Annotated in this window: 22 protein-coding genes; 18 read left to right on the top strand and 4 right to left on the bottom strand. The window is 66.9% G+C overall.

Annotated elements, in window-relative coordinates:
* Nucleotides 1–6 precede the first annotated feature (6 nt).
* The 18 genes from steA to J9314_RS11220 all read left to right on the top strand — a co-directional run bounded on the left by steA (nucleotide 7) and on the right by J9314_RS11220 (nucleotide 19565).
* On the top strand, nucleotides 7–1242 hold the full coding sequence (gene steA, locus J9314_RS11305; protein ID WP_210602506.1) for a putative cytokinetic ring protein SteA: 1236 nt from the start codon (nucleotides 7–9) through the stop codon (nucleotides 1240–1242).
* Nucleotides 1239–2213: a copper transporter gene (locus tag J9314_RS11300; protein WP_210602505.1), complete on the top strand. Its 975-nt coding sequence runs from the start codon at nucleotides 1239–1241 to the stop codon at nucleotides 2211–2213. Before steA ends, J9314_RS11300 begins: the two co-directional genes overlap by 4 nt.
* The gene (locus J9314_RS11295; protein WP_210602504.1) at nucleotides 2210–3076 is read left to right on the top strand and encodes a hypothetical protein; all 867 of its coding nucleotides are present in this window, start codon (nucleotides 2210–2212) and stop codon (nucleotides 3074–3076) included. Before J9314_RS11300 ends, J9314_RS11295 begins: the two co-directional genes overlap by 4 nt.
* Nucleotides 3073–4932, top strand: coding sequence for a murein biosynthesis integral membrane protein MurJ (murJ, locus tag J9314_RS11290; RefSeq protein WP_210602503.1), 1860 nt, complete (start codon nucleotides 3073–3075; stop codon nucleotides 4930–4932). Before J9314_RS11295 ends, murJ begins: the two co-directional genes overlap by 4 nt.
* Complete coding sequence (locus tag J9314_RS11285) at nucleotides 4929–6143, top strand: glycosyltransferase family 4 protein (protein WP_210602502.1); 1215 nt, start codon at nucleotides 4929–4931, stop codon at nucleotides 6141–6143. The genes murJ and J9314_RS11285 overlap by 4 nt, the downstream gene beginning before the upstream one ends.
* Nucleotides 6144–6189: 46 nt before the next feature.
* Complete coding sequence (locus tag J9314_RS11280) at nucleotides 6190–7338, top strand: glycosyltransferase family protein (protein WP_210602501.1); 1149 nt, start codon at nucleotides 6190–6192, stop codon at nucleotides 7336–7338.
* Nucleotides 7339–7352: 14 nt separating this feature from the next.
* Nucleotides 7353–9014: a CTP synthase gene (pyrG, locus tag J9314_RS11275; protein ID WP_210602500.1), complete on the top strand. Its 1662-nt coding sequence runs from the start codon at nucleotides 7353–7355 to the stop codon at nucleotides 9012–9014.
* Between the two features lie 123 nt (nucleotides 9015–9137).
* Nucleotides 9138–9908, top strand: coding sequence for an NUDIX domain-containing protein (locus J9314_RS11270; RefSeq protein ID WP_210602499.1), 771 nt, complete (start codon nucleotides 9138–9140; stop codon nucleotides 9906–9908).
* A gap of 6 nt (nucleotides 9909–9914) precedes the next feature.
* Nucleotides 9915–10865 carry a site-specific tyrosine recombinase XerD gene (gene xerD, locus J9314_RS11265; protein ID WP_210602498.1) on the top strand — a complete coding sequence of 317 codons (951 nt, stop codon included), beginning with the start codon at nucleotides 9915–9917 and terminating at the stop codon, nucleotides 10863–10865.
* Between the two features lie 38 nt (nucleotides 10866–10903).
* Nucleotides 10904–11770 carry a ParA family protein gene (locus J9314_RS11260; protein WP_210605644.1) on the top strand — a complete coding sequence of 289 codons (867 nt, stop codon included), beginning with the start codon at nucleotides 10904–10906 and terminating at the stop codon, nucleotides 11768–11770.
* 182 nt (nucleotides 11771–11952) lie between these two features.
* On the top strand, nucleotides 11953–12702 hold the full coding sequence (locus J9314_RS11255) for a segregation and condensation protein A (RefSeq protein ID WP_246490347.1): 750 nt from the start codon (nucleotides 11953–11955) through the stop codon (nucleotides 12700–12702).
* Nucleotides 12699–13406, top strand: coding sequence for an SMC-Scp complex subunit ScpB (gene scpB / locus J9314_RS11250; RefSeq protein ID WP_210602497.1), 708 nt, complete (start codon nucleotides 12699–12701; stop codon nucleotides 13404–13406). The genes J9314_RS11255 and scpB overlap by 4 nt, the downstream gene beginning before the upstream one ends.
* A 17-nt stretch (nucleotides 13407–13423) precedes the next feature.
* Nucleotides 13424–14284: a pseudouridine synthase gene (locus J9314_RS11245; protein ID WP_210602492.1), complete on the top strand. Its 861-nt coding sequence runs from the start codon at nucleotides 13424–13426 to the stop codon at nucleotides 14282–14284.
* Nucleotides 14281–15420, top strand: coding sequence for a prephenate dehydrogenase (locus J9314_RS11240; protein WP_210602490.1), 1140 nt, complete (start codon nucleotides 14281–14283; stop codon nucleotides 15418–15420). The genes J9314_RS11245 and J9314_RS11240 overlap by 4 nt, the downstream gene beginning before the upstream one ends.
* Nucleotides 15417–16076, top strand: coding sequence for a (d)CMP kinase (gene cmk, locus J9314_RS11235; RefSeq protein ID WP_210602488.1), 660 nt, complete (start codon nucleotides 15417–15419; stop codon nucleotides 16074–16076). Before J9314_RS11240 ends, cmk begins: the two co-directional genes overlap by 4 nt.
* The gene (der, locus tag J9314_RS11230) at nucleotides 16073–17584 is read left to right on the top strand and encodes a ribosome biogenesis GTPase Der (RefSeq protein ID WP_210602486.1); all 1512 of its coding nucleotides are present in this window, start codon (nucleotides 16073–16075) and stop codon (nucleotides 17582–17584) included. Before cmk ends, der begins: the two co-directional genes overlap by 4 nt.
* Nucleotides 17585–18922: an AI-2E family transporter gene (locus tag J9314_RS11225; protein ID WP_246490346.1), complete on the top strand. Its 1338-nt coding sequence runs from the start codon at nucleotides 17585–17587 to the stop codon at nucleotides 18920–18922.
* Between the two features lie 16 nt (nucleotides 18923–18938).
* Entirely contained in the window at nucleotides 18939–19565 is a 627-nt protein-coding gene (locus J9314_RS11220; RefSeq protein ID WP_210602485.1) for an L-threonylcarbamoyladenylate synthase, read from the top strand.
* A gap of 243 nt (nucleotides 19566–19808) precedes the next feature.
* On the opposite strand, the gene J9314_RS11215 is transcribed toward J9314_RS11220, so the two are convergent.
* Genes J9314_RS11215 through J9314_RS11200 form a run of 4 tightly spaced genes read right to left on the bottom strand, consistent with a single transcriptional unit; the run spans nucleotide 19809 to nucleotide 23207 of the window.
* Nucleotides 19809–20513 carry an ABC transporter ATP-binding protein gene (locus tag J9314_RS11215; protein ID WP_210605641.1) on the bottom strand — a complete coding sequence of 235 codons (705 nt, stop codon included), beginning with the start codon at nucleotides 20511–20513 and terminating at the stop codon, nucleotides 19809–19811.
* On the bottom strand, nucleotides 20513–21286 hold the full coding sequence (locus J9314_RS11210; protein ID WP_210602484.1) for an ABC transporter ATP-binding protein: 774 nt from the start codon (nucleotides 21284–21286) through the stop codon (nucleotides 20513–20515). Before J9314_RS11210 ends, J9314_RS11215 begins: the two co-directional genes overlap by 1 nt.
* Complete coding sequence (locus tag J9314_RS11205; RefSeq protein ID WP_210602483.1) at nucleotides 21283–22344, bottom strand: branched-chain amino acid ABC transporter permease; 1062 nt, start codon at nucleotides 22342–22344, stop codon at nucleotides 21283–21285. Before J9314_RS11205 ends, J9314_RS11210 begins: the two co-directional genes overlap by 4 nt.
* A complete protein-coding gene (locus J9314_RS11200) occupies nucleotides 22341–23207 on the bottom strand; it encodes a branched-chain amino acid ABC transporter permease (RefSeq protein WP_210602482.1) in 867 nt (288 codons plus the stop codon). Before J9314_RS11200 ends, J9314_RS11205 begins: the two co-directional genes overlap by 4 nt.
* Nucleotides 23208–23285 lie beyond the last annotated feature (78 nt).

The following is a 23285-nucleotide window of genomic DNA, read 5'->3' as shown; positions in this document are numbered from 1 at the left end:
CGGACCATGAAAGTGCGTAGACACCGCGAGAACCTCACCGCACCCAACCGGTTCGGTCCGGCTCCTGCCCGGCTCGACCGACGCACGAAAGACCTCACCAAGCGTCTCCAACCCGGCGACATCGCCGTCATCAAACACGCCGACATCGACCGGATCTCCGCCGAAGCCCTCGTCGCCTGCCGACCCGTCGCGGTGATCAACGCCGACAAATCGATCTCCGGACGCTACCCTAACCTCGGCCCGGGCATCATCGTCGACGCCGGCATCCCCCTCATCGACGCCGCCGGAGCCGAGATCTTCGACGCCGTCGACGAAGGCGAAGAGATCAGCATCGAGGACAACATCGTCCACCTCGGGGAGAAGGAGATCGCCTCCGGCGTCCTGCAGAACCCCGAGACCATCGCCGAGGACATGCACGCTGCCGAAGCCGGCATGAACTCCGTGCTCGTGGACTTCATCGACAACACGATCGAATACATCCGCAAGGACTCCGACCTCCTCTCGGCCGAACTCGTCGTCCCCGAGGTGAAGACCGCCTTCACCGACCGGCACGTGCTCATCGTCGTCCGCGGCTACCACTACAAGGAGGACCTGGCGATGCTGGCCTCCTATATCCGCGAATACCGGCCGCTGCTCATCGGCGTCGACGGCGGAGCCGACGCCATCATCGAAGCCGGCTACAAACCGGACATGATCGTCGGGGACATGGACTCCGTGTCCGACACCGCACTGACCTCCGGGGCCGAGATCGTCGTCCACGCCTACCGCGACGGCACCGCACCGGGCACCGAGAGAGTCCATGCCCTCGGCGTCGACTGTGTGGCCTTCGCCGCCTCGGGCACGAGCGAGGACATCGCGATGCTGCTGGCCGACGACAAGGGCGCCGAACTCATCGTCGCCGTCGGCACCCACGACACCGTCATGGAGTTCCTCGACAAGGGACGCAAGGGCATGGCCTCGACCTTCATCACCCGCCTGCGGGTGGGCTCGAAGCTCATCGACGCGAAAGGCGTCTCCCTGCTCTACCGGCAGCGCATCTCCAGCCTGCAGCTGGCCGTGCTCATCGTCGCCGGCCTCGTCGCCCTCGTCGTGGCGATGACCGCGACCTCGGCGGGACAGACCTTCCTCGGCCTCATCGGCGCCCAACTCGACGGATTCTTCGGCTGGATCGGCTCCCTGTTCGGCGGGGACCCCGCGGCCGCCGCCGCATCCGCAGGCTTCATCCAAGGACGTATTCCGTGATTGACTTCCGCTACCACCTCGTCTCCCTCGTCTCCGTGTTCCTCGCCCTGGCCGTCGGTATCGTCCTCGGTGCGGGACCGCTGAAGGAACCGATCGGCGAATCCCTGCAGAGCCAGGTCGACGCGCTGCGGTCCGACCGCGACAACCTGCGCACCGACCTCGACGCCGCGAAGGGCAACATCGACAAGCAGAACGACTTCGTCACCGCGGCCGCACCCGAACTCATCGGGGGCGCGCTCAAGGACCAGGACGTCAGCATCATCGCCGCCCCCGACGCCGACCCCGAACAGGTCGAAGAGGTCAGCAACCGGGTCAAGGAAGCCGACGGCACCATCGCCGGAGACGTATCCTTCGTCGACAACACGCTCAGCCTCCAGGACTCCACCGACTTCCTCGAAAAGCTGCGCACCATCGTGCCGGACCTGCCGCAGGACGACTCGACCGCGATCCGCGCCGCCCTCGTCATCGCGCTGACCGGAAACGCCTCGATGCTCGAGGACGACGAGGATCGGGAGGCCGCAGAGAAGGCGTCGACGAAGCTCTACGACGCCTTCGTCGATGCCGATCGGCTGCGCACCGACACCGACCACAAGACGACCTCGCTGTTCATCGTCGTCGACGACGAGAACTCGACCCTGGCTGAGGAGACGAAGTCGAGCCCCAAGGCCAGCGGCGACAAGGCCACCCGCAGCCTCGTCACCGATTTCATCACCGCGCTCACCGCCGATTCCACCTCGGTCGTCGTCGCCGGCGATGCGGCCTCGGCGCAGAACGGACTCGTCAACATCCTCCGCACGGAGAAGTCCCGGGCCAGCACCGTCGACGGCCTCGGCCTCGGCGCCGGACCCGTCATCACCGTCCGCGCTCTGGCCGCCGGTGAGGACGGCACCCACGGCCACTTCGGCTTCGCCGACGATGCCGAGGAGATCCTCCCGGGCAAGACCACCGCCGAGAAGAAAGACGCCAAATGATCCGCTCGATCATCAGCTCCGCCGTGGCCGGTCTCGCCGGTTACGTCGCGACCACGGCAGTGCTCAAGTCGCGTCTGCGCACCCGCCCCGATGTCGTGCGCACCAATCACGCCGGCCGCGACGTCTCACTCATCGAAGGACCTGCCGTGACCGCGGGTCTGCTCGCCGGCGGACTGCTCATCGAAGATCCGCGGCAGCGCGTCGCCACCCTGCTGGCCACGGGTGCGGCGGGCAGCCTCGGCGCCGTCGACGACTTCCTCGAATCCGGGTCGTCGAAGGGGCTGCGCGGGCACCTCTCGGCTCTGGCCCGCGGCGAGATCACGACCGGTGCCCTCAAGGTCACCGGCATCCCGCTGGCCTCGATCGCAGCCGCCGCGATCCTACGCACCGGAACCCGCAAGACCGGCTTCTTGGCCGTGTCTCGGCAGGATGATTCGAACTGGGTGTCCAGAGCCTGCGACATCGTCGTCACCGGGGGAGTGATCGCCGGATCGGCGAACCTGTTCAACCTCCTCGACCTCCGCCCCGGCCGCGCGCTCAAGGCCGGAGCGCTCACCCTGGCGTTCACCGACCACGACCACGCGGTCTCCTGGGCACCGAGCACAGCGATCGCCGGAGTCAGCGCCGCCGCCTGGCCGGACGACCTGGCCGGAGAGGTCATGCTCGGCGACACCGGAGCCAACGCCCTGGGAGCGGCGATCGGCACGATCCTCGCCGAGACCGCGAGCCCCGGACAGCGCCGCATCATCCTCGCCGTCCTCGCCGGGCTGACCCTGGCCAGCGAGAAGGTCTCCTTCACCTCAGTCATCGAGTCGACCCCCGGACTGCGGGAGATCGACTCCTTCGGCCGCGAGGGCGTGTGAGCAGGCTCGTCCGAGTCCTCGCCTCCACGGCGCTGCTCGTCTCGATCATCACTCTGCTGACCCGACTCGTCGGGTTCCTCCGCTGGTTGGTGTTCTCTCCGACCGTCGGCGCCGGTACCGTCGGCACCGCCTATCAGAGTGCGAACCAGGTCCCGAACATCCTCTTCGAAGTCGTCGCAGGTGGAGCCCTTGCTGGGGCTGTCATCCCGCTGCTTGCGGTCCCGCTGGCCCGCGCGGATCGGGCCACTGCTGGACGGATCGCCTCCGGACTGCTGACCTGGGCGGTGTCGGTGACCCTGCCCCTGTCGATTCTGCTCGCGGTCTTCGCCGAACCCATCGCGAGCCTCCTCGTCGACGCCAAGTCCACCGATACCGAGCTCCACGCGACCGCGCAGCTGCTGCTGATGTTCTCTCCCCAGCTCGTCCTCTACGGCATCGGCGCAGTGCTCACGGGTGTGCTCCAGGCACACCGAAAGTTCCTCTGGCCGGCCTTCGCCCCGCTGCTGTCCAGCCTCGTCGTCATCGGCTGCTACATCGCCTACAGCGCCGTCGGCGGCAACGATGACACATGGCAGACGCACCTCGGCTGGCTGGGCTGGGGCACCACTCTCGGCGTTGCCGCACTCGCCCTGCCCCTGGCGTTGCCGATGTCAACGACCGGCCTCAAGCTGCGTCCCACCTACTCGTTCCCTCCCGGAATCGGCCGCCGTGCCCTTCGTCTCGCCGGCGCCGGAATGGCGGCCCTGCTCGCACAGCAGGCGGCGGTGCTTGCCACCCTGACTCTGTCGAATCATTCGGGCGGCAAAGGCACCTTCGTCCTCTTCAGCTACATCAACGCCGTCTACCTCCTGCCGTATGCGGTTCTCGCTGTACCGGTGGCCACCGTGATGTTCCCGACCCTGTCGACCTGGGTCGGGCGGTCCACCGACCCCGAGGCGACCGAGCACGACCGTGCCGAGGCAGGAACTCGACTGCGCGCCGTGACGTCGACGACGACCGCCCTCATTCTCACCATCGGCGGACTCGGGGCGGTCATCCTGCTCTCTGCCGCCGGGCCCCTGCAGATCTTCTTCACCGCGATCGACGCGGCCAAGGACGTCGCCTCTGTGCCCTTCGACTCGATGGCCCGCGCCATCATGGTCATGGCCCTGGCCGTACCTGGTTGGTCGTTCGTCGCCTGGGGCACCCGCGTCTTCTACGCCGTGGAGCGCTCACGCCATTCGGCAGCGGCCACGACCACCGGGTGGATCCTCGTCATCGTCGGCATGATCCTCGCCATCCTCATCACTGACGCCAACGGTGACCCCGGCCTGACGCTGGTCGCCATCTGCTGCGGCTACGTGCTCGGGATGACGGTGGCCGGCGGCTTCCTGCTCGTGTCCATCCGTCGCGTGCTCGGACCCACTGGCATCGCCAGGGTCGGTCGGCGCGGTCTGCTCGCTCTCGGCGCGGCCGTCGTCGCCGGTGCCGCCGGCATCGTCACCTCGCAGTGGCTCGGCGGACTGCTCGACAATTCAGCATCCTCGGCGGTCATCGCCGGAGTCGTCGCCGCACTGCTCGGCTGCGTGATCTTCGGCGCCATCGTCCTCGTCATCGACCATGGCTTCCTCAGAGAGATCCGTGGGCTGCTCGCCGACCGCAACCGCGGTGACGGCGGACAGAACCCCGTGACCGAAGAGGGCACAGACATCGCGCAGCACCCCGTCGCTGAACACGGCGTAGGTACCGTCACCGAGCACGGAACAGGCACCGTCACTGAACCCGGGACAGAAACCGGCAGAGAACCTGGGACACAGCCCGGGACAGACTTCGTCCAGAACCCCCACACACGAGACGACAGGGAGGAAGACTCATGAGGGTCGTCTTCGTCATCGGCACCTCCACCGGGGGCGTCGGCACCCATGTCAGGGCCCTGGCCCGCGAGCTGACCGCCGCCGGGCACGAGATCGGTGTCATCGGCCCGGCCGCCACCGACGAGCACTTCGGCTTCTCACTGCTGCCGGGAGTCCGCTTCGCCGTCCTCGAGCTCGGCACCGGCATCGGGGTCGGCGACGCCGCCCTCGTCCGCCGCCAACGCACCCTGCTGCGCAGCTTCGCCCCCGACATCGTCCACGCCCACGGATTCCGCGCCGGACTCATCACCCTCCTGACCGTGCGCACACTGCGCACCCGCCCCCGCTTCGTCCTCAGCCTGCACAACCAGGCCAGCGGGCAGGGCATGCGCGGCAAGGTGGAGACACAGGTGGAGACGATGCTCGCCCGCGGCGCCGATCTCGTGCTCGGCGCGAGCACCGACCTCGTCGACCGGGCGCGACAGCTCGGCGCACACGACGCCCGTTTCCTTCCTGCCGCGGCCCCGCAGGTCGAGCAGATCCCCGCCGAGGCGGCCGCCGCCACCCGTGCGACGCTCGCCGCCGACTTCGGCTTCGACGAGGGTGCCCTCATCGTCCTCGCCGTCGGACGCGTGGCACCGCAGAAGAACTACCCGATGCTCATCCGTGCCCTCGGCCGGCTCGGGGAGGGGGACGGCGCTCTCGGCCGCCTCGGCGAAGGGGAGGCGACACCCGCGACCGGACGGGCCGACGAACGGTCGCAGTCCGCCTCGGTGGTCGTGCTCATCGCCGGCGCCGCCGACGAATCGGTGCTTGCCGAGGTCCGCGCACAATACGACCGGCTCAGCTCCGCCTCGGCGATCCCTGACCTGCACTTCCTCGGCGCACGCGACGACGTGGCCGAGCTCGCCGCGGCAGCCGACGTCTACGTGCTCACGAGCGTGTGGGAGGCTCGCGCCCTCGTGCTGCAGGAGGCACTGAAGGCGGGCAAGGCGATCGTCGCCACCGCCACCGGCGGCACGCCCGAACTCGTCGGCGATGCGGGCATCCTCGTCGATGACGACGACGACCGGGCCCTGGCCGAAGTCGTCGCCGAACTCGCCGTCGACCCCGCCCGCCGAGCCGAACTCGGCCGCCGCGCGGTGGCACGGGGAGCCGAGCTTCCCGATGAACGAGAAGTCGCCGAAGAACTCGTGGGCATTTACACGGAACTCGGACCCGCCCAGGTAGGCTAGAACCAGCGTCGAACGAGAGCGTCGAACGAAAGAAGAGGATGAGGAAATGAGCGAATCCGGCGAGGTCAGAACACTGAGCGCAGACACGAGGATTCTGCACGTGCTCGCCGAAACCACGGGGCCGGTCGTCGAAGTGGCGAAGCTCGCCGTGCTCGGTCATCTCAAGGCCGGGTACAAGGTCGCCGTCGCCGCCCACCGATCACTGCTCGGCACGTTCGGAGTCCCCGAGGAACTGTCCGGCGAATTCCGCGAGATCGAACTCGCAGCACGCCGACGCTTCACGATGGCAGACCCGAACACCGCCTTCACTCTTCACAAGTACTACCAGCACGTCGACGTCGTCCACGCGCACGGACTGCACGCGGCCACCCTTGCCGGGCTCGCCTTCACCGGACTGCCCGCCCGCCTGCACCCGAAGATCGTCGCCACAATCGAATCCTTCGACTCCGCGAACGTCATCGAGAAGACCGGGGCCGAGATCGTCGGCCGCACGGCCACCGCAGTGCTCGGCACCACCGAACCCGTCGTCGACTACTTCGGCGGGAAGGTGCCGATCGTCGAACGCGCCGAACTCGTCCACCCGGACATCGACGTCGACCTCACGGTGCGCACCCCACGCGCCGAGGTCCGCAGCGAACTCGGCATCGGCGAGGGCACCTGGATGATCGCCAGCCCCATCGCCCTGCGCGACCACACGGCACTGGCGACCGTCCTCGACGCCGCCGACCAGATCAACCAGCGCCGCCCCGACCGCAAGGTCGTCACGGTGCTCACCGGCACCGGCAAGGACCGGTCGACGATCGCGCGGGAGTTCTCCGACCGCGGCGTCATCGTCGCACCGGCCGGCGACCTCGTCGATGTGGCCGCCGCCGCTGACCTCGTCATCGCCAGCGAGACGATGACCGGGCTTTCGCATGAGGACCTCATGCAGCTGTCGAAGCCCGCCGTCTTCATCGGCAGCGAACGCCGCGCCGGCATCTGGGGCGAAGCCGCGAAGGGTGTGGCCGCCGACGACACGGACGCGCTGCTGAGTGAGATCAATCATCTTCTCGACGACCCGGCCGGACGCGGCACCTCCGCGGTGGCCGCGAAGAAGCGGGTCATCGACGTCAACAACGGGGCCGCGATCTCGACGACCCTGCTCGATCTCTACGCGGAAGCCGAATCGGCCTCGGATTCGTCGGCCGGACTTTGATAGAATCAAATCCCGTGGTGAATCGAACTGGCCCTGGCGGCACACATACGGCAAAGCACATCTTCGTCACGGGAGGCGTCGCCTCTTCGTTGGGCAAGGGACTGACGGCCTCGAGCCTCGGGCACCTGCTCACCCAGCGCGGCCTCACGGTCGCCATGCAGAAGCTGGATCCCTACCTCAATGTGGATCCCGGCACGATGAATCCCTTCCAACACGGTGAGGTCTTCGTCACCGAGGACGGCGCCGAGACCGACCTCGACATCGGCCACTACGAGCGCTTCCTCGACAACGACCTCGACGGAGCCGCGAACGTCACGACCGGTCAGGTCTACTCCTCGGTCATCGCGAAGGAACGCCGCGGTGCCTACCTCGGCGACACCGTGCAGGTCATCCCGCACATCACCGATGAGATCAAGGCGCGGATGCGTGCTCAGGCCGAACGCCCCGAGGCGGACCGTCCCGACGTCATCATCACCGAGATCGGCGGCACCGTCGGCGACATCGAATCCCAGCCCTTCCTCGAGGCGGCCCGTCAGGTCCGCCACGACATCGGCCGGGACAATGTGTTCTTCATCCACGTCTCCCTCGTGCCCTACCTCGGGCCCTCCGGAGAGCTGAAGACGAAGCCGACCCAGCATTCGGTGGCCACACTGCGCTCGATCGGCATCCAGCCCGATGCGATCGTGCTGCGCTCCGACCGCGAACTGCCGGACTCGATCCGGTCGAAGATCGCCGGTGCCTGCGACGTCGAGACCGACGCCGTCGTCTCCTGCGTCGACGCCCCGAGCATCTACGACATCCCGAAGGTCCTCCACGACGGCGGCCTCGACGTGTTCGTCATCCGCTCCCTCAACCTGCCCTTCCGCGACGTCGACTGGACGAAGTGGGACTGGGTGCTCGAACGCGTGCACAACCCGTCCCGCGAGGTCACGATCGGCATCGTCGGCAAATACATCGACCTGCCCGACGCCTACCTGTCGGTAACCGAGGCACTGCGTCACGGCGGCTTCGCCAACGACGCGAAGGTCAAGGTCCGCTGGATCCAGTCCGATGAGTGCGACACTCCCGCCGGAGCGGAGAAGGCCCTGGCCGGTCTCGACGCGATCTGCGTGCCCGGCGGCTTCGGCATCCGCGGCATCGAGGGCAAGCTCGGCGCCCTCGAATACACCCGCACCCACGACATCCCGACCCTCGGCCTGTGCCTGGGCCTGCAGTGCATGGTCATCGAGTATGCACGCAACGTCGCCGGCATCGCGGACGCCTCGTCCTCCGAGTTCGACCCGGAGACGACCGTCCCGGTGATCGCGACCATGGCCGAGCAGCTCTCCATCGTCGAAGGCGAAGGCGACCTCGGCGGCACCATGCGCCTGGGCACCTACGAGGCGAAGCTGACCGAAGGCAGCGTCGTCGCCGGCGTCTACGGCGATACGACGATCAGCGAACGCCACCGCCACCGCTACGAGGTCAACAACGCCTACCGCGATGAGCTCGCCGAGGCGGGGCTGTCCTTCTCCGGCACCTCACCCAATGGTGAGCTCGTCGAATTCGTCGAACTGGACCAGGAGACGCACCCGTTCTACGTCTCGACGCAGGCTCACCCCGAGCTGAAGTCGCGTCCGACCTCACCGCACCCGTTGTTCGCGGGGCTCGTGGCCGCCGCGCTCAAGCGTCAGTGACACCTGAGTTCATGGGCCGATGACCAGTGCTCACGGACCGATGACCACCCGATGCGGCGAATGCCGTCGGCCGATGCGCCGGCGGCATTCGCCGTTTCACCACCGACTGCTTGGAGGCAGCAGATGAGCGAACTGCACGACGAACCGTATGACCCTGCCATCACCGCATCCGAGGTCGCCTACCACGGTGCCGTCTGGGACATCCGACGCGAGACCTTCGACCTGCCCGAAGCCCCCGGACTCGTCCGCGACCTCATGGCCCACACCGGTGCCGTCGGCGTGGCCGTCGTCGACGATCAACAGCGGATCCTGCTCGTCCAGCAGTACCGGCACCCCGTGCGGGCGCGCCTGTGGGAGGTCCCGGCCGGACTCCTCGACGTCCCCGGTGAGGACCCGTGGGACGCAGCCAAACGCGAACTCGTCGAAGAAGCCGACCTCATGGCCGATCGCTGGGAGGTCCTCAGCGACTCCTGCCTGACCCCCGGCGGCAGCAGCGAGACGATGCGCCTCTACCTCGCCCGCGGCCTGCACGAGGTGCCCGAAGCCGACCGGCATCAGCGCAGCGAGGAGGAAGCCGGATTCCGCTTCCGCTGGGTGAGCATCGACGAGGCCCTCGACGCCGTCGTCGAGGGACGGGTGACGAATGCCATCGCACAGCTGGCGATCCTCCAGGTCTTCCGGATCCTCCGCGCCGAGGCGGCCGGGACTCCCGTGCAGCTGCGCGCTGTCGACGCCCCCAGGCGCCTCGTCGACGGCCGCCCCGACTTCGGCCGCGGGGCACAGGCGGCGACGACCGGGCCGGCTGCGGACGGAGCGGATGCGGATTCAGCCGGCGCGAACGCAGCGGCGGCGGGTGATGCGGCCACCAGTGCCGCCCGCCCCGGCGAGGACTGATATCGCGTGGCTCGGCACGGGGCCGAACTGCTGCCAGGCGAGCTGCCCGAGGGGCTGCGCCGTGGATTCGAGTCGTACCTGAACTCCCTGCGCTTCGAACGGGGCCTGTCGCGGAACTCCATCGACGCCTACGCCCGGGACCTCGCCCGGTACGGAACCTGGCTGACCGAGGAGGGGATCGGCAGCCTCGGCGAGGTGGAGCGGGCCACGGTCGAAGGCTACGCCCTGCACCTGCTCGATTCGGGACTCGCACCGCGCAGCCGAGCGCGTGCGCTGGTGGCGGTGCGGCGCTTCCACACTTTCGCCGCCTCAGAGAACCTCACGCCCACGGATCCGGCCTCCGAAGTCAGCCCGCCGCAGGAGGGCCTGCGGCTGCCCAAGGCGCTCGGCCTCGATGACATCGAGGCGATTCTGGCGACCTCGGCAGGGGAGGAGCCGGCACAGATCAGGGCTGCGGCCCTCCTCGAACTCCTCTACGCCACGGGTGCCCGCATCTCCGAGGCGGTCGGGGTCGACCTCGACGATGTCGATCTCGACTCCGGGCTCGTCCGCCTCTACGGCAAGGGCGGGAAGGAGCGGATCGTGCCCTTCGGTTCGCATGCCGCCCGCGCCTTGGGTGCCTGGGTCTCCCGGGTGCGACCGTCGATGGCGGCGAAGGCGAAGTCGTCCGCGCCGGCGGGTGCGCTGTTCCTCAATGCGCGCGGAACCCGGCTCTCCCGGGTCTCGGCGTGGCAGATCGTCAAGGACGCGGCCGAAGCGGCGAAGATCGGGGCGGAGGTCTCCCCGCACACATTCAGACATTCGTTCGCCACGCATCTGCTCGAGGGCGGGGCGGACATCCGCGTCGTCCAGGAGCTGCTCGGGCACGCCTCGGTGACGACGACGCAGATCTATACGAAGGTCTCCGAGGAGACACTGCGGGAAGTGTACGCGACCTCGCACCCCCGGGCGCGGTAGGGTTGGATCAAGAGCAACGAAAGGTGGCCGTCCGAGTGATGAATACGCAAGAGGCGTTGGACATTCCCCAGCAGAGGACCGCGGGAGAGCCGCAGGATTTCCCGGAGCCGGCCCCGCTGGATTCGCATGGGCCCGCCCGCATCATCGCCATGGTCAACCAGAAGGGCGGCGTCGGGAAGACGACGTCGTCGATCAACCTCGGCGCGTCCCTGGCCGCGTACGGGCGGAAGATGCTGCTCGTCGACTTCGACCCACAGGGTGCACTGTCGGTGGGGCTCGGGCTCAACCCGTATGACCTCGACATCAGCGTGTACAACCTGCTGATGAACCCGCGTCTCGATCCGCATGAGGTCATCGTCGAAACGGACTTCGAGGACATCGACATCCTGCCGGCGAACATCGATCTCTCCGCCGCCGAGGTGCAGCTCGTCGGCGAGGTCGCCCGCGAGCAGGTGCTCGCCCGGGCGCTGCAGAAAGTTGCCGACGAATACGACGTCATCCTCATCGACTGCCAGCCCTCGCTCGGCCTGCTCACCGTGAATGCGCTCACCGCCGCCCACGGGGTGGTCATTCCGCTCGAGACGGAGTTCTTCGCGCTGCGCGGCGTCGCACTGCTCGTCGAGACGATCGAGAAGGTCCAGGATCGGCTCAATCCCTCGCTCGAGATCGACGGGATCCTCGCGACGATGTTCGACTCGCGCACCCTGCACTCGAAAGAGGTGATGTCGCGGGTCACCGAGGCCTTCGGCGACAAGGTCTTCGAAACCGTCATCAACCGCACCGTGAAGTTCCCCGACGCCTCCGTCGCCGCCGAACCGATCACGAGCTTCGCACCCAAACATGCCGGCTCCGAGGCGTACCGGCGCCTGGCCCGGGAGCTCATCGCCCGTGGAGGCGCACCCTGAGCGACGTCGTCACAACTGGGAGCGAGGTCGTCACACCAGGGAGTGAGGCGGCCGTCGACGGCGAGGACACAGCCGAGACTCACGCCCAGGGCTTCCAGGTCGAACTCGAGAACTTCACCGGACCGTTCGACCTCCTCCTCGGGCTGATCTCGAAGCGGCGCCTCGACGTCACGGAGATCGCCTTGGCCGAGGTCACCGACGAATTCCTCGCCTACACCACCGAACTCAAGGACCGGGCGAACCTCGCGGAGATCTCGCAGTTCCTCCTCGTCGCCGCGACCCTGCTCGACCTCAAGGTCGCGAGGCTCCTGCCGCATGAAGAGGGCGAAGAGGTCCTCGACCTCGAACTGCTCGAGGCCCGCGACCTCCTCTTCGCCCGCCTGCTCCAATACAAGGCGTACAAGTCAGTGTCCGGGTACCTCGCCGAGGCGATGGCCGCAGGGTCGATCCGGGCCCCTCGTGACGTCGGACTCGAAGCCGAGTTCCAGGACGTGCTGCCCCCGCTCGAGCTCAACATCGGCCCCGGTGAGCTGGCCGGGATCTTCGCGACAGTGCTCCAACGCGATCCCACCCCGCCGAGCGTCGCCGTCGACCACATCCACCTGCCGCTGGTCAGCGTGTCCGAACAGCGCGGACACATCCTCGGCCTGCTGCGCGCCGGCGAGGTCGACTTCAAGGATCTGCTGGAGACGTCCGAGAACACCCTGGTCGTCGTCGCTCGTTTCCTCGCTCTGCTCGAACTGTTCAAGGTCGGACTCTGCGACTTCGACCAGCCCGAACCGCTGGGGCGCCTGCTCATCCACCGCACCGAGATGAGCGAGGACGGCGTCGACCTGCGCACCGAGGGCGACTGGAGCGGCGACGAGGACGAAGACCCGGGCGACACCGGCACGGACACACCTGACACCGACGACGAGGGAGAACACGCATGATCGACGACGAGGTCCTCGCCGGCATCGAAGCCGTGCTCATGATCACCGACTCAGCGGTCACCGCCGATGAGCTCGCGACCTCCCTCGGCCTCGACGAGGACACCGTCCTCGAAGCCATCGCCGCGCTCAAGGCCGACTATGACGGGGATGAAACCCACCGGCAGCGCGGCTTCGAGATCCGCCACGTCGCCGGCGGCTTCCGCATCTTCTCACGCGGGGACTATCACGAGGTGGTCAAGGACTTCCTCACTTCAGGACAGAGCGCGAAGCTCTCCCAAGCCGCCCTCGAAACTCTGGCCGTCATCGCCTACCGGCAGCCGATCTCACGCCCGCGGATCGCCGCGATCCGCGGAGTCAGCGTCGACGGCGTCATCCGCACCCTGCTGCTGCGCGGACTCATCGTCGAAGCCGGGAAGGAGGCGTCCACCTCGGCGTTGCTCTATGCGACCACGCCGCAGTTCCTCGACACGATGGGTATGAACTCGATCGACGACCTGCCGGACATCGCCCCCTACCTGCCCGAGGACGCCGACGTCGCCGAACTCGGCGCCGAGGACACCGAAGTGCTCGCCGAGATCGACGGGGACCTGGACGAGGACGACGATCTTCCGGCCATTCCGCACGCGCAGGCCACCGGCGCAGCGGAGGACACCGGGGACGATATCGCCGATGAGCGCACGGAGATGTCACGAGTCGACGTTTGATTTGAGACAATGGTGCTATGAGTCCCTACCGTGATCCTCGTGCGCCCGGCGGGCGCCAGAACCGACCGAGCCGAAAACAGCGCGCATCGACCTCTTCGAAGGCCCCCAACCGGGGTGGCTCCGGTTCAGGTCAGGCATCGGATGCCCATGTCAGCGGGGGTGTGCGGCTGCAGAAGGTGCTCGCCGAGGCGGGCCTGGGCTCGCGTCGTGCCTGCGAGCAGCTCATCACCGACGGACGGGTCGAGGTCGACGGATCGATCGTGACCGAACTGGGCACCCGGATCGACCCCGAGACGCAGTCCGTGTACGTCGATACGGTGAGAATTTCGACACAGACCAAGAAGGTCTACCTCGTGCTCAACAAGCCCGCCGGAGTCGTCTCGACCATGAGCGACCCCGAGGGACGTCCCAGCCTGGCCGACTACGTGCGCAACAACACCGAGCGCCTCTTCCACGTCGGTCGCCTCGACACCGACACCGAGGGCCTCATCCTGCTGACCAACGACGGCGAGCTGAGCAACCGGCTTGCCCACCCGCGCTACGAGATCCCTAAGACCTACCTTGCGAAGGTCAAGGGTCAGCTGGCCAAGGACGCCGGCGCCATCCTCAAGGCCGGACTCGACCTCGAAGACGGCTTCGTCAAGGTCGACGACTTCAAACTCGTCGACTCCACCCCGGGCCACTCCGTCGTCGAACTCACCCTGCACTCCGGGCGCAACCGGATCGTGCGGCGCCTGCTCGAAGAGATCGGGCACCCCGTCGAACGCCTCGTGCGCCTGCGCTTCGGACCGATCGTCCTCGACGAACAGAAGCAGGGCAAGATCCGCCCGCTGCGCTCCGACGAGGTCGGCTCCCTCTTCGAGGCCGTCGGCCTGTGAGAGTCCACATCATCGGCACCGGCCTGCTCGGTGCCAGCCTGGGATTGGCGCTGAGCGCGAAGGGCCACCAGGTGACCCTCGAAGACGCCTCACCCACCGCCCAGCAGCTCGCCGCCGACCTCGGTGCCGGCCGGGTCGTTCGCTCACACACGAGTGCCGACGGCGGCGATTCCGAAGGACAGACACCAGCGACTGCCGCCGACCCGGACATCGTGGTCGTCGCGACTCCGCCCGATGTCGCCGCGGAGGTCATCGCCCGGTCCCTCGAGACCTACCCGAGAGCCACCGTCACGGACGTCGCCAGCGTCAAGACACGCCTGCTGGAATCCGTGAAGTCGCTGGTCACCGGTGAACAGCTCGATCGGTACATCGGCAGCCATCCGATGGCCGGGCGGGAGAAGTCCGGGGCGATCGCCGCTCAGGCGGATCTGTTCACGGCCCGACCCTGGGTGATCTGCTCGGACGAGGACACACCGTCCGACCGCCTCGGCGAGGTCATCACCATGGCCGAGGACACGGGCGCCTCGGTGCTCCACCTCGATCCGCGCATCCACGATGCCGCGGTCGCGAAGGTCTCGCACGTGCCGCAGGTCGTGTCCTCCCTCGTCGCCTCGCAGCTGCGCCACGCTCCGCTCGAGGAGATCGCCCTGGCCGGGCAGGGACTGCGCGACGTCACCCGGATCGCGGCCTCCGACCCGGGTCTGTGGACACAGATCCTGACCGGCAACGCCGACGAGGTCCGGTCCGTGCTCACGGATCTGCGCACCGAACTCGACGAGGTCATCGCAGCCCTCGAACTCGGGCCGGGGTCGACGGGCCTGCTGGCGAAGGCGATCGCGCTGGGCAACGAAGGCCACGATCGGATTCCCGGCAAGCACGGGCAGCCGCCCACCACCTATGCTGTTGTCACGATCCTGGTTCCGGATACGCCCGGAACGCTGGCCCGGCTGTTCAAGGACATCGGCGACCTCGGCGTCAACGTCGAAGACTTCCGGATGGATCACGCCTCTGGCCGGAAGCTCGGCATGGTCGATGTGTCCGTGGTCCCGGCCATCCAGCAGGAGCTGGAGATCGGTTTGCTGTCGAAGGGATGGCAGATCCCCGAATCCGCCATCGAGAAAGAAGGAACTGCATGAGCGTCGTAGCCATTGACGGACCGTCCGGAGTGGGCAAGTCGAGCACCGCCAAGGAGGTGGCGCGTCGGCTGGGCTACCAGTACCTCGACACAGGTGCGATGTACCGTGCGATGGCGTGGCTGTGCCTCAACCGCGGGGTCACCGATCCCGTCGACGTGCTCGAGCAGGTCCGCGGCGCCGATCTCGAGATCTCGCTGAGCCCCGACGAGTTCTTCGTCTCCGTCGACGACATCGACGTCACCGAGGACATCCGCGGTCAGGACGTGTCGGCGAACGTGCAGACGGTCTCCGGCGTCGTCGACGCCCGCGAGGAGCTCATCGAGAAGCAGCGCGACTACATCAGGGCCGCACCCGAGGGCATCGTCGTCGAAGGCCGTGACATCACCACCGTCGTCGCCCCCGATGCGCCGGTGCGCATCCTCATGACCGCCCGCGACGAGGTGCGCGTGGCCCGCCGGGCCAAAGAGGTGCACGGCAATGCCGACGCCGAGGCGATCGCCGCCACCGAAGACCTCGTCACCGGCCGCGACGCCAAGGACTCCGCCACGACGAGCTTCTTGGAAGCCGCCGACGGAGTGTACACACTCGATACCAGCGACATCGACTTCGACCAGGTGGTCGAGACGGTGCTGCAGCTGGTGAAGGACGCACAATGAGCGAATCCGAATTCCACGAAACACCCGACGAAGACCTCGTCGACCGTGTCGAGAGCATCAGCGACGAAGAGGCCGAGCAGCGGGCGACCGCGCTCGAGGCCGGACTCGAGAGCTATGAGCTCGAAGACGAGGACCGGGCGCTGCTGCGTGCCCACGGCTTCGACGACGAAGACGAGGAGGAGTTCGGGGCCGCCCCCGTGCTCGCCATCGTCGGTCGTCCGAACGTCGGCAAATCGACGCTGGTCAACAGGGTGCTCGGGCGCCGTGAGGCCGTCGTCGAGGACGTTCCCGGAGTCACCCGCGACCGGGTGAGCTACCGGGCGGAATGGAACACGAAGGAGTTCACCCTCGTCGACACCGGCGGTTGGGATCAGGACTCGAAGGGCATGGCCTCGCGGATCGCGATCCAGTCCGAGATCGCCGTGGACATGGCCGATGCCGTCGTCCTCGTCGTCGACGCCACGACGGGTCCGACCTCGACCGATGAGATGGTCGTGAAGATGCTGCGGCGGAAGAAGAAGCCGGTCATCCTCGCCGCGAACAAGGTCGACGACGAACGCGGTGAGCTCATGGCCGCCGAACTCTGGGGCCTGGGCCTGGGGCAGCCGTGGACGGTGTCCGCGCTGCATGGTCGCGGGGTCGCCGACCTCCTCGACGAGGTGCTCACCGTGCTGCCCGAGGTCTCGGCCGTCGACACCCGCGTCGAAGAAGGCGGGCCGCGCCGAGTGGCACTCGTCGGTCGCCCGAACGTCGGGAAGTCCTCCCTGCTCAACCAGCTCATCGGCACCGAACGTGTGCTCGTGGACAATGTCGCCGGTACCACCCGCGACCCCGTCGACGAACTCATCGAGCTCGGCGGGAAGCAGTGGCGATTCGTCGACACCGCCGGAATCCGCCGTCGTGCCCATCAGGCCAGCGGCGCTGACTTCTATGCGGCGCTGCGGACGCAGACCGCCCTCGAACGCGCCGAGGTGGCCATCGTCCTCCTCGAGGTGCAGGAGCCGCTGAGCGAGCAGGACGTCCGGATCGTCACCACGGCCGTCGAGGCCGGACGAGCGATCGTGCTTGCGTTCAACAAATGGGATCTCCTCGACGACGAACGCCGGTACTACCTCGAGCGGGAGATCGAACGGGACCTGGGCCATGTCGCCTGGGCGCCGCGCGTGAACATCTCGGCGAAGACCGGTCGGCACGCGGAGAAGCTCGTGCCCGCGATGGAGACGGCCCTGGACGGCTGGGACACCCGGATTCCGACGGGACGGCTCAATGCGTTCCTCGGCGAGTTGGTCGCGGCCAACCCGCACCCCGTGCGCGGGGGAAAGCAGCCGCGCATCCTCTTCGGCACGCAGGCGCAGTCGCGTCCGCCGAAGTTCGTACTCTTCACCACCGGGTTCCTCGACCCCGGATACCGCCGTTTCATCACTCGTCGTCTGCGTGAGACCTTCGGGTTCAAGGGCACCCCGATCGAGGTGTCGATGCGCATCCGCGAGAAGCGGCGGCGGCGCTGAATGAACGAGGACGAGCAGGCGAACGGCGCGGAGGAACGGTCGCAGGGATCGGCCGAGCAGCCGCAGAGCGCTGAACCGCGCGTGAGCGGCGAGGCCGATGCCGATCGTCGGGCAGCCTCGGCGACGGGTGAACCCGGCGCAGCTGGAACCGGGGTCGAAACGGATCGTGGAGCAGCCTCGGCGACGGGGGACTCCGAGTCGGCCGGACGCGAACCCGACGTGGCGCCGTGGTACACGCGCACACCGGCACGCGCTCTGATGATCGCCGTGACGATGGCGGGGCTGGCCTACGCGCTGATGTTCTTCCGCGGGCTCCAGGACATCGTGGCACCGGTGTTCCTCGCGCTGAACTTCTACATCGTCGTCTATCCGGTGCAGCGGGTCCTCACTCGGTTCAAGGTTCCGCGCGCGATCGGCGCGTGCATCTCGGTCATCCTCGTGCTGTGCATGATCATCGCGTTCTTCGGCCTCACCGCATGGTCCGTCGCCGAACTCGTCATCCTCATCCCCAGCTACAGCAACGAACTCGTCAACACCTACCAGAGCACCCTGGCGCTGCTCTCGGATATCGGCGTGACGTCCTCTGTCATCCAACAGCAGCTCTCAGCCTTCGACGTCCGTTCCGTCCTCGACGCGATCTACCCGCTGCTGACGAATCTGTCGTCGGTCGCGGGCCTGCTGACCACGGTCATCATGGCCGTGTTCTTCGTGGCGATGGACTCGATGGGCATCGACAGGCGGATGGGGATGCTGCTGCGGGTCAAACCCTCGCTGTCGGCCTCGATCGGCAACTTCGCCGTCGGCGTGCGCCGCTACTGGGTGGTGGCGACGATCTTCGGTCTCATCGTCGCATTCCTCGACGTCATCGCGCTGGCCATCATTGACGTGCCGCTGATCTGGGTGTGGGGCGTGCTCGCGTTCCTGACGAACTACATTCCGAACATCGGCTTCGTCATCGGCCTGGTCCCGCCGGCGCTGCTGGCGCTGGTCGACAGCGGCTGGCAGTCGGCACTGTGGGTGGTCATCGCCTACAGCGTGCTCAACTTCGTCATCCAGGCGATCATCCAACCGAAGTTCACCGGCGAATCGGTGGGCGTGACCCCGCTGATCTCGTTCCTCTCGCTGCTGTTCTGGGTGTGGATCCTCGGCTGGCTCGGCGCTCTGCTGGCGCTGCCGGCGACCCTGCTGCTCAAGGCGCTGCTCGTCGACGCCGACCCGCGGTCGAGATGGGTCAACATCCTGCTCGCCTCGGACCCGGATACCGGGAGACCGGACGACCCAGATTCTGGTTCTGACATGGGAAGAAACTCGGCTGCCCTCTCGCCCCCACGCGTGTGAGTAGATAGCATGAAGTATGGCGACACTACTGAATATCCACCCGGAGAACCCACAGAACCGACTGATCGAGCAGGCCGCCGAGACCTTGAGAGGCGGAGGGCTGATCGCCTATCCCACGGACTCCTGCTACGCGCTCGGCTGCGCGCTCGAGAACAAGGACGGAATCGAACGGATCACCCGCATCCGCCAGCTCGGCTCCAAGCACCACTTCACACTGATGTGCCATGACTTCGCGCAGCTGGGACAGTTCGTCATCGTCGACAATTCGGGCTTCCGTGCCATCAAATCGATGACGCCCGGACCGTATACGTTCATCATGAAGGCCACGAAAGAGGTGCCGCGGCGGATGATGCACCCGAAGAAGCATTCGGTCGGTGCCCGCATCCCGCAGAACGTCACCGCGCTGGCGCTCGTCGAGGCGATGGGGGAGCCGATCCTCTCCTCGACCCTGCTGCTGCCCGGCGACGAGGACCCCCTCACTCACGCCGAGGACGTCATGGACCAGCTCGGCAACGACCTCGATATCGTCATCGAGTCCGGTGTCCCCGGAGTCGTGCCGACCTCCGTCATCGACTTCACCGGCCGATTCCCCGAGGTGGCCCGCGTCGGCGCCGGCGACGTCTCCCGCTTCGCCGAGGAGTGAGCTCGGGGTCCCTGCTGGGACCGTCATCGCTACGCGAGTGACGCACCCCTCGCCGAGGTGGCCCCACCTCGGCGAGGGGTGACCGTCCGTTGCCGGCACGGGTAGGCGACCTGGATCGGCCGCGACGAAGCAGCACCTCCTCGGCTGCGCAGCACCTCCTCGGCGACCCGGGTCTGCCTCGACGAACCCGCACGTCCACGGAACGGGCCCGGTCCGGTCTGTCCGGTTCGGGCGGTCGTTCCGTCACAGTCCGAGGTAGGCTGCCTGCACCTCGGGATTGTCGAGCAGGTTGGCGGCCTCGTCTGCCAAGACGATCCGACCTTCGGCAATGACATAGCCGCGGTGGGCGATCGCCAACGACGCCTTGGCATTCTGCTCGCTGAGCAGGACCCCGATGCCCTTGTCATTGATCTGTGCCACGGAGGCGAGGACCTGATCGACGACGATCGGAGCCAGACCCATCGACGGTTCGTCGAGGATGAGCAGACTCGGATCCGACATCAGGGCACGGCCGATGGCCACCATCTGCTGCTGCCCGCCGGAGAGCGATCCGGCCGGCTGTTTCGCCTTCTCTGCCAGGATCGGAAACAGGTCGAGTACCTCGGCGAAGATCTCCTCCGTTCGCGCCTTGTCCCGGTGTGGGTACGAACCCAGGCGCAGGTTCTTCTCCACGGACATCTTCCCGAACAGGTGTCGCCCCTCCGGACAATGGGCGATCCCGGCCTTGACGATCGCATTCGGCCGCGACCGGTTGAGCCTGCGACCTTCGTATTCCACCGAACCGGCACGGATCGGCATGAGCCCGCTGATCGTCTTGAACAGAGTGGTCTTGCCCGAACCGTTCGCGCCGAGGATGACGGTGAGCTCCCCTGGCCGCGCGGTGATGCTCACGTCGTGGAGAACATCGATGGCGTCATATCCCGTACTGACATTGTCGAGGGTGAGCATCACTTCTTCTCCTCTGCGGTCGAGCCGAGGTAGGCACGGATGACGTCCGGATTCGACTGGATCTCCGCCGGCGTTCCCAACGCGAGCTTCTGCCCGTGGTCGAGCACGAGGATGGTGTCCGCGAGCCCCATGATCATGCTCATCTTGTGCTCGACGAGGAGCACGGACACACCGCGCTTCGGCAGGTAGCGGATGAGATTGCCGAAATCGGTCGTCTCCTCCTCAGGGATGCCGCCGGCAGGTTCGTCGAGGAGCAGCAGCTCCGGTTCGGTGGCCAGAGCCATCGCGACCGCCGTCCGCTTCTGCACCTCCTGGGGAACGTTGGACGCCAGATCGTGACGGTGGGTATCGATCTCGCAGAATTCCAGCGCCTCCATCGCCTTGTCCTCATTGATGCGTGACTCCCGGCGGTGGCGCGGGGTGTGGAAGACGGCGTCGAAGATCGTCGACTTCGACCGCACGATCCGACCGGCCAGGACGTTCTCGAGAAGGGTGCTGTCATCGAAGAGATGGGTGGTCTGGAATGTCCGTGCAATTCCGTCGGCGACCGCGTGGTGAGGGGAGGAGTGCGTGATGTCGTCGCCTTTGAACGTGACCGACCCGGACGTGGGCCGATAGTAGCCGTGGATGAGGTTGAACAACGTCGACTTGCCCGCACCGTTGGGGCCGATGACCGCGGTGATCCGGCCTTCCTCCACGTCGAGGCTGACGTCCTTGACCGCGTCGAGTCCACCGAACCGTTTGCCGAGGTCGCGTATCTCCAACAGTGTCATTTCGGCTCCTCGGGATCGATACTGCTTGTGACGGTGCCGCTCTTGGCGGTGTCGTACTCAGGGGAGGCTCCATCCGCAGTGCGACGAGCCTCGGCGATCTTCCGCTTCCGACTGCGTCGGTCGACGATTCCGCCGAGGTAGCCGATGATCCCGCGCGGAGCGAAGATGACGAGGGCGACGATGATCGGGCCCAGGACGATGAATCGGTACGCCTGGAAATCCTGGAAGAGTTCGAACAGGAAGGTCACGATCATGCTTCCCAGAAGCGGCCCGGCCACTGTCCCCATGCCGCCGACGAGGATGAACATGAGGAACTCGAAGGTTTTGTCGATGGAAGCGGAATCGGGGCCGATGAACCCGACGACCGTCGCGTAGAGTCCACCGCCGATCCCACCGAGCACCGCCGACGCCGCAAACGCGAGCTGTTTGCTGAAGCCGACCCGGACGCCGATCGCATCGGCCAGATCCTCACTGGTGCGGATGGTCAGCAGCGTGCGGCCGACGCTGGAGCGGCGAATCGCGTGAGTGACGTAGATGCAGATGAGCAGGATGACGAAGACCAGGTAGAACATGGCGACCGGGGATTCGAAGTCGATGATCCCGCCGCCTTCGGGGAATTTCACATTGTTGACTCCCGAATGGGCGTGGGTGACCGATTCCCACCGGCTGATGACCAAGAAGATGATGAACCCGATCGCCATGGTGAAGATCGCGAAGTATTCGTCCTTCGTGCGCAGTGCGATCAGCCCGCAGAGGTAGCCGACGGCTGCGGTGCCGATGATCGTGACGATGAACGCCGACCAGAACGACCAGTCGAAGTCGGTCGTCAGCAGTCCCACGCCGTAGGCACCGATTCCGAAGAAACCGCCTTGGGCCAGGGACAGCTGTCCGGTGAATCCGAGGATGATGTTGAGTCCGTAGACGGCGATGGCCGCACACATCCCGACGGTGACGACGCGCATCGCGTAGTTCTGTTCGGCGAAGAAGATCGGAGCTGCGGCGAGGACGATCACGACGGCGAGCATGCCGAGGAGTCGGGGATTCTTCAGCGCATTCATCGTTGCACCGCCTTCGTGAACAGGCCCGTGGGTTTGATCGCGAGGACCGCGACGAGCACGATGAAGGCGACCGCCTCTCCCACACCGGACGAGATGTACGTCGCGGTCATCGTCTCGGCGATGGCCAAGGCGAATCCTCCGACGATGGCCCCGGGCAGCGATCCGAGCCCGCCGAGGATGATGATCGCGAACACCTTGAGGTTGAGAGCATCGCCCATCGTCGGCGAGAGGAGGTTGATCGGTGCGACCAGGCCGGCGGCGATCGTCGCGAGGAGCGCGGAGAGGCCGAGAGTCAGCATCGCCACCATGGAGGGGTTGATCCCCACCAGTGAGGCGCCGACGCGATCCTGCTCGATGGCTTCGATCGTCTGTCCGTGGATGGAGCGTTTGATGAACCAGGCGAGCAGGGCGAGCACGATGACCGCGACGACGATGATGACGATGCGCTGGGCGGAGATCTCCGCGCCGAGGATGCGCAGCTCACCCGTGATGGGTGTGTCCATGCGGCGGAAGTCGGCTCCCCAGATCGCCTGAGCAAGCGCCTGGAAGAAGAACATCGCCCCGACCGCCGCGATCATGTGGTGTGTATGCGGGGAGTTCCGCAGCGGATGGAACACCAGCCGCTCGAGTCCGACGCCGACGACGAAGAGCATGATCGCGGCGATGCCGATGGCGGCGATATAGGGGACGCCGATGGTCGTGAGGAAGAAGTAGGTGAGGTAGGCGCCGAGCATGTACAGCGCACCGTGAGCCAGATTCGGAATGCGCAGCACACCGAAGACCAAGGTCAGACCGATGGCGGCGAGACAGTACACGCCGCCCAACGCGAGACCGTTGAAGAGCTGTTGGATGAAGAGAGTCATGAAGTCGAGTCCTCTGGAGACAGGTGGACGGCACGGACAGGGTGCGGTCGGCCCAGGCGCTCACCATCAGCGGTCGGC

The sequence above is a fragment of the Brevibacterium oceani genome (genome assembly GCF_017948325.1).
In the GTDB taxonomy this organism is placed as follows: Bacteria; Actinomycetota; Actinomycetes; order Actinomycetales; family Brevibacteriaceae; genus Brevibacterium; species Brevibacterium oceani.
Note: the sequence above shows the minus strand (reverse complement) of the source record. Positions and strands in the feature narration are given on the sequence as shown.

What these genes read in the sequence shown, in the direction of transcription:
- J9314_RS11215 (WP_210605641.1), bottom strand. Translation starts at nt 20,513, where the DNA reads ATGCTCACCCTCGACAATGTCAGTACGGGATATGACGCCATCGATGTT.
- der (WP_210602486.1), top strand. Translation starts at nt 16,073, where the DNA reads ATGAGCGAATCCGAATTCCACGAAACACCCGACGAAGACCTCGTCGAC.
- steA (WP_210602506.1), top strand. Translation starts at nt 7, where the DNA reads ATGAAAGTGCGTAGACACCGCGAGAACCTCACCGCACCCAACCGGTTC.
- J9314_RS11270 (WP_210602499.1), top strand. Translation starts at nt 9,138, where the DNA reads ATGAGCGAACTGCACGACGAACCGTATGACCCTGCCATCACCGCATCC.
- J9314_RS11260 (WP_210605644.1), top strand. Translation starts at nt 10,904, where the DNA reads ATGAATACGCAAGAGGCGTTGGACATTCCCCAGCAGAGGACCGCGGGA.
- scpB (WP_210602497.1), top strand. Translation starts at nt 12,699, where the DNA reads ATGATCGACGACGAGGTCCTCGCCGGCATCGAAGCCGTGCTCATGATC.
- J9314_RS11225 (WP_246490346.1), top strand. Translation starts at nt 17,585, where the DNA reads ATGAACGAGGACGAGCAGGCGAACGGCGCGGAGGAACGGTCGCAGGGA.
- J9314_RS11220 (WP_210602485.1), top strand. Translation starts at nt 18,939, where the DNA reads ATGGCGACACTACTGAATATCCACCCGGAGAACCCACAGAACCGACTG.
- J9314_RS11245 (WP_210602492.1), top strand. Translation starts at nt 13,424, where the DNA reads ATGAGTCCCTACCGTGATCCTCGTGCGCCCGGCGGGCGCCAGAACCGA.
- J9314_RS11205 (WP_210602483.1), bottom strand. Translation starts at nt 22,344, where the DNA reads ATGAATGCGCTGAAGAATCCCCGACTCCTCGGCATGCTCGCCGTCGTG.
- cmk (WP_210602488.1), top strand. Translation starts at nt 15,417, where the DNA reads ATGAGCGTCGTAGCCATTGACGGACCGTCCGGAGTGGGCAAGTCGAGC.
- J9314_RS11285 (WP_210602502.1), top strand. Translation starts at nt 4,929, where the DNA reads ATGAGGGTCGTCTTCGTCATCGGCACCTCCACCGGGGGCGTCGGCACC.
- J9314_RS11280 (WP_210602501.1), top strand. Translation starts at nt 6,190, where the DNA reads ATGAGCGAATCCGGCGAGGTCAGAACACTGAGCGCAGACACGAGGATT.
- J9314_RS11210 (WP_210602484.1), bottom strand. Translation starts at nt 21,286, where the DNA reads ATGACACTGTTGGAGATACGCGACCTCGGCAAACGGTTCGGTGGACTC.
- J9314_RS11295 (WP_210602504.1), top strand. Translation starts at nt 2,210, where the DNA reads ATGATCCGCTCGATCATCAGCTCCGCCGTGGCCGGTCTCGCCGGTTAC.
- J9314_RS11200 (WP_210602482.1), bottom strand. Translation starts at nt 23,207, where the DNA reads ATGACTCTCTTCATCCAACAGCTCTTCAACGGTCTCGCGTTGGGCGGC.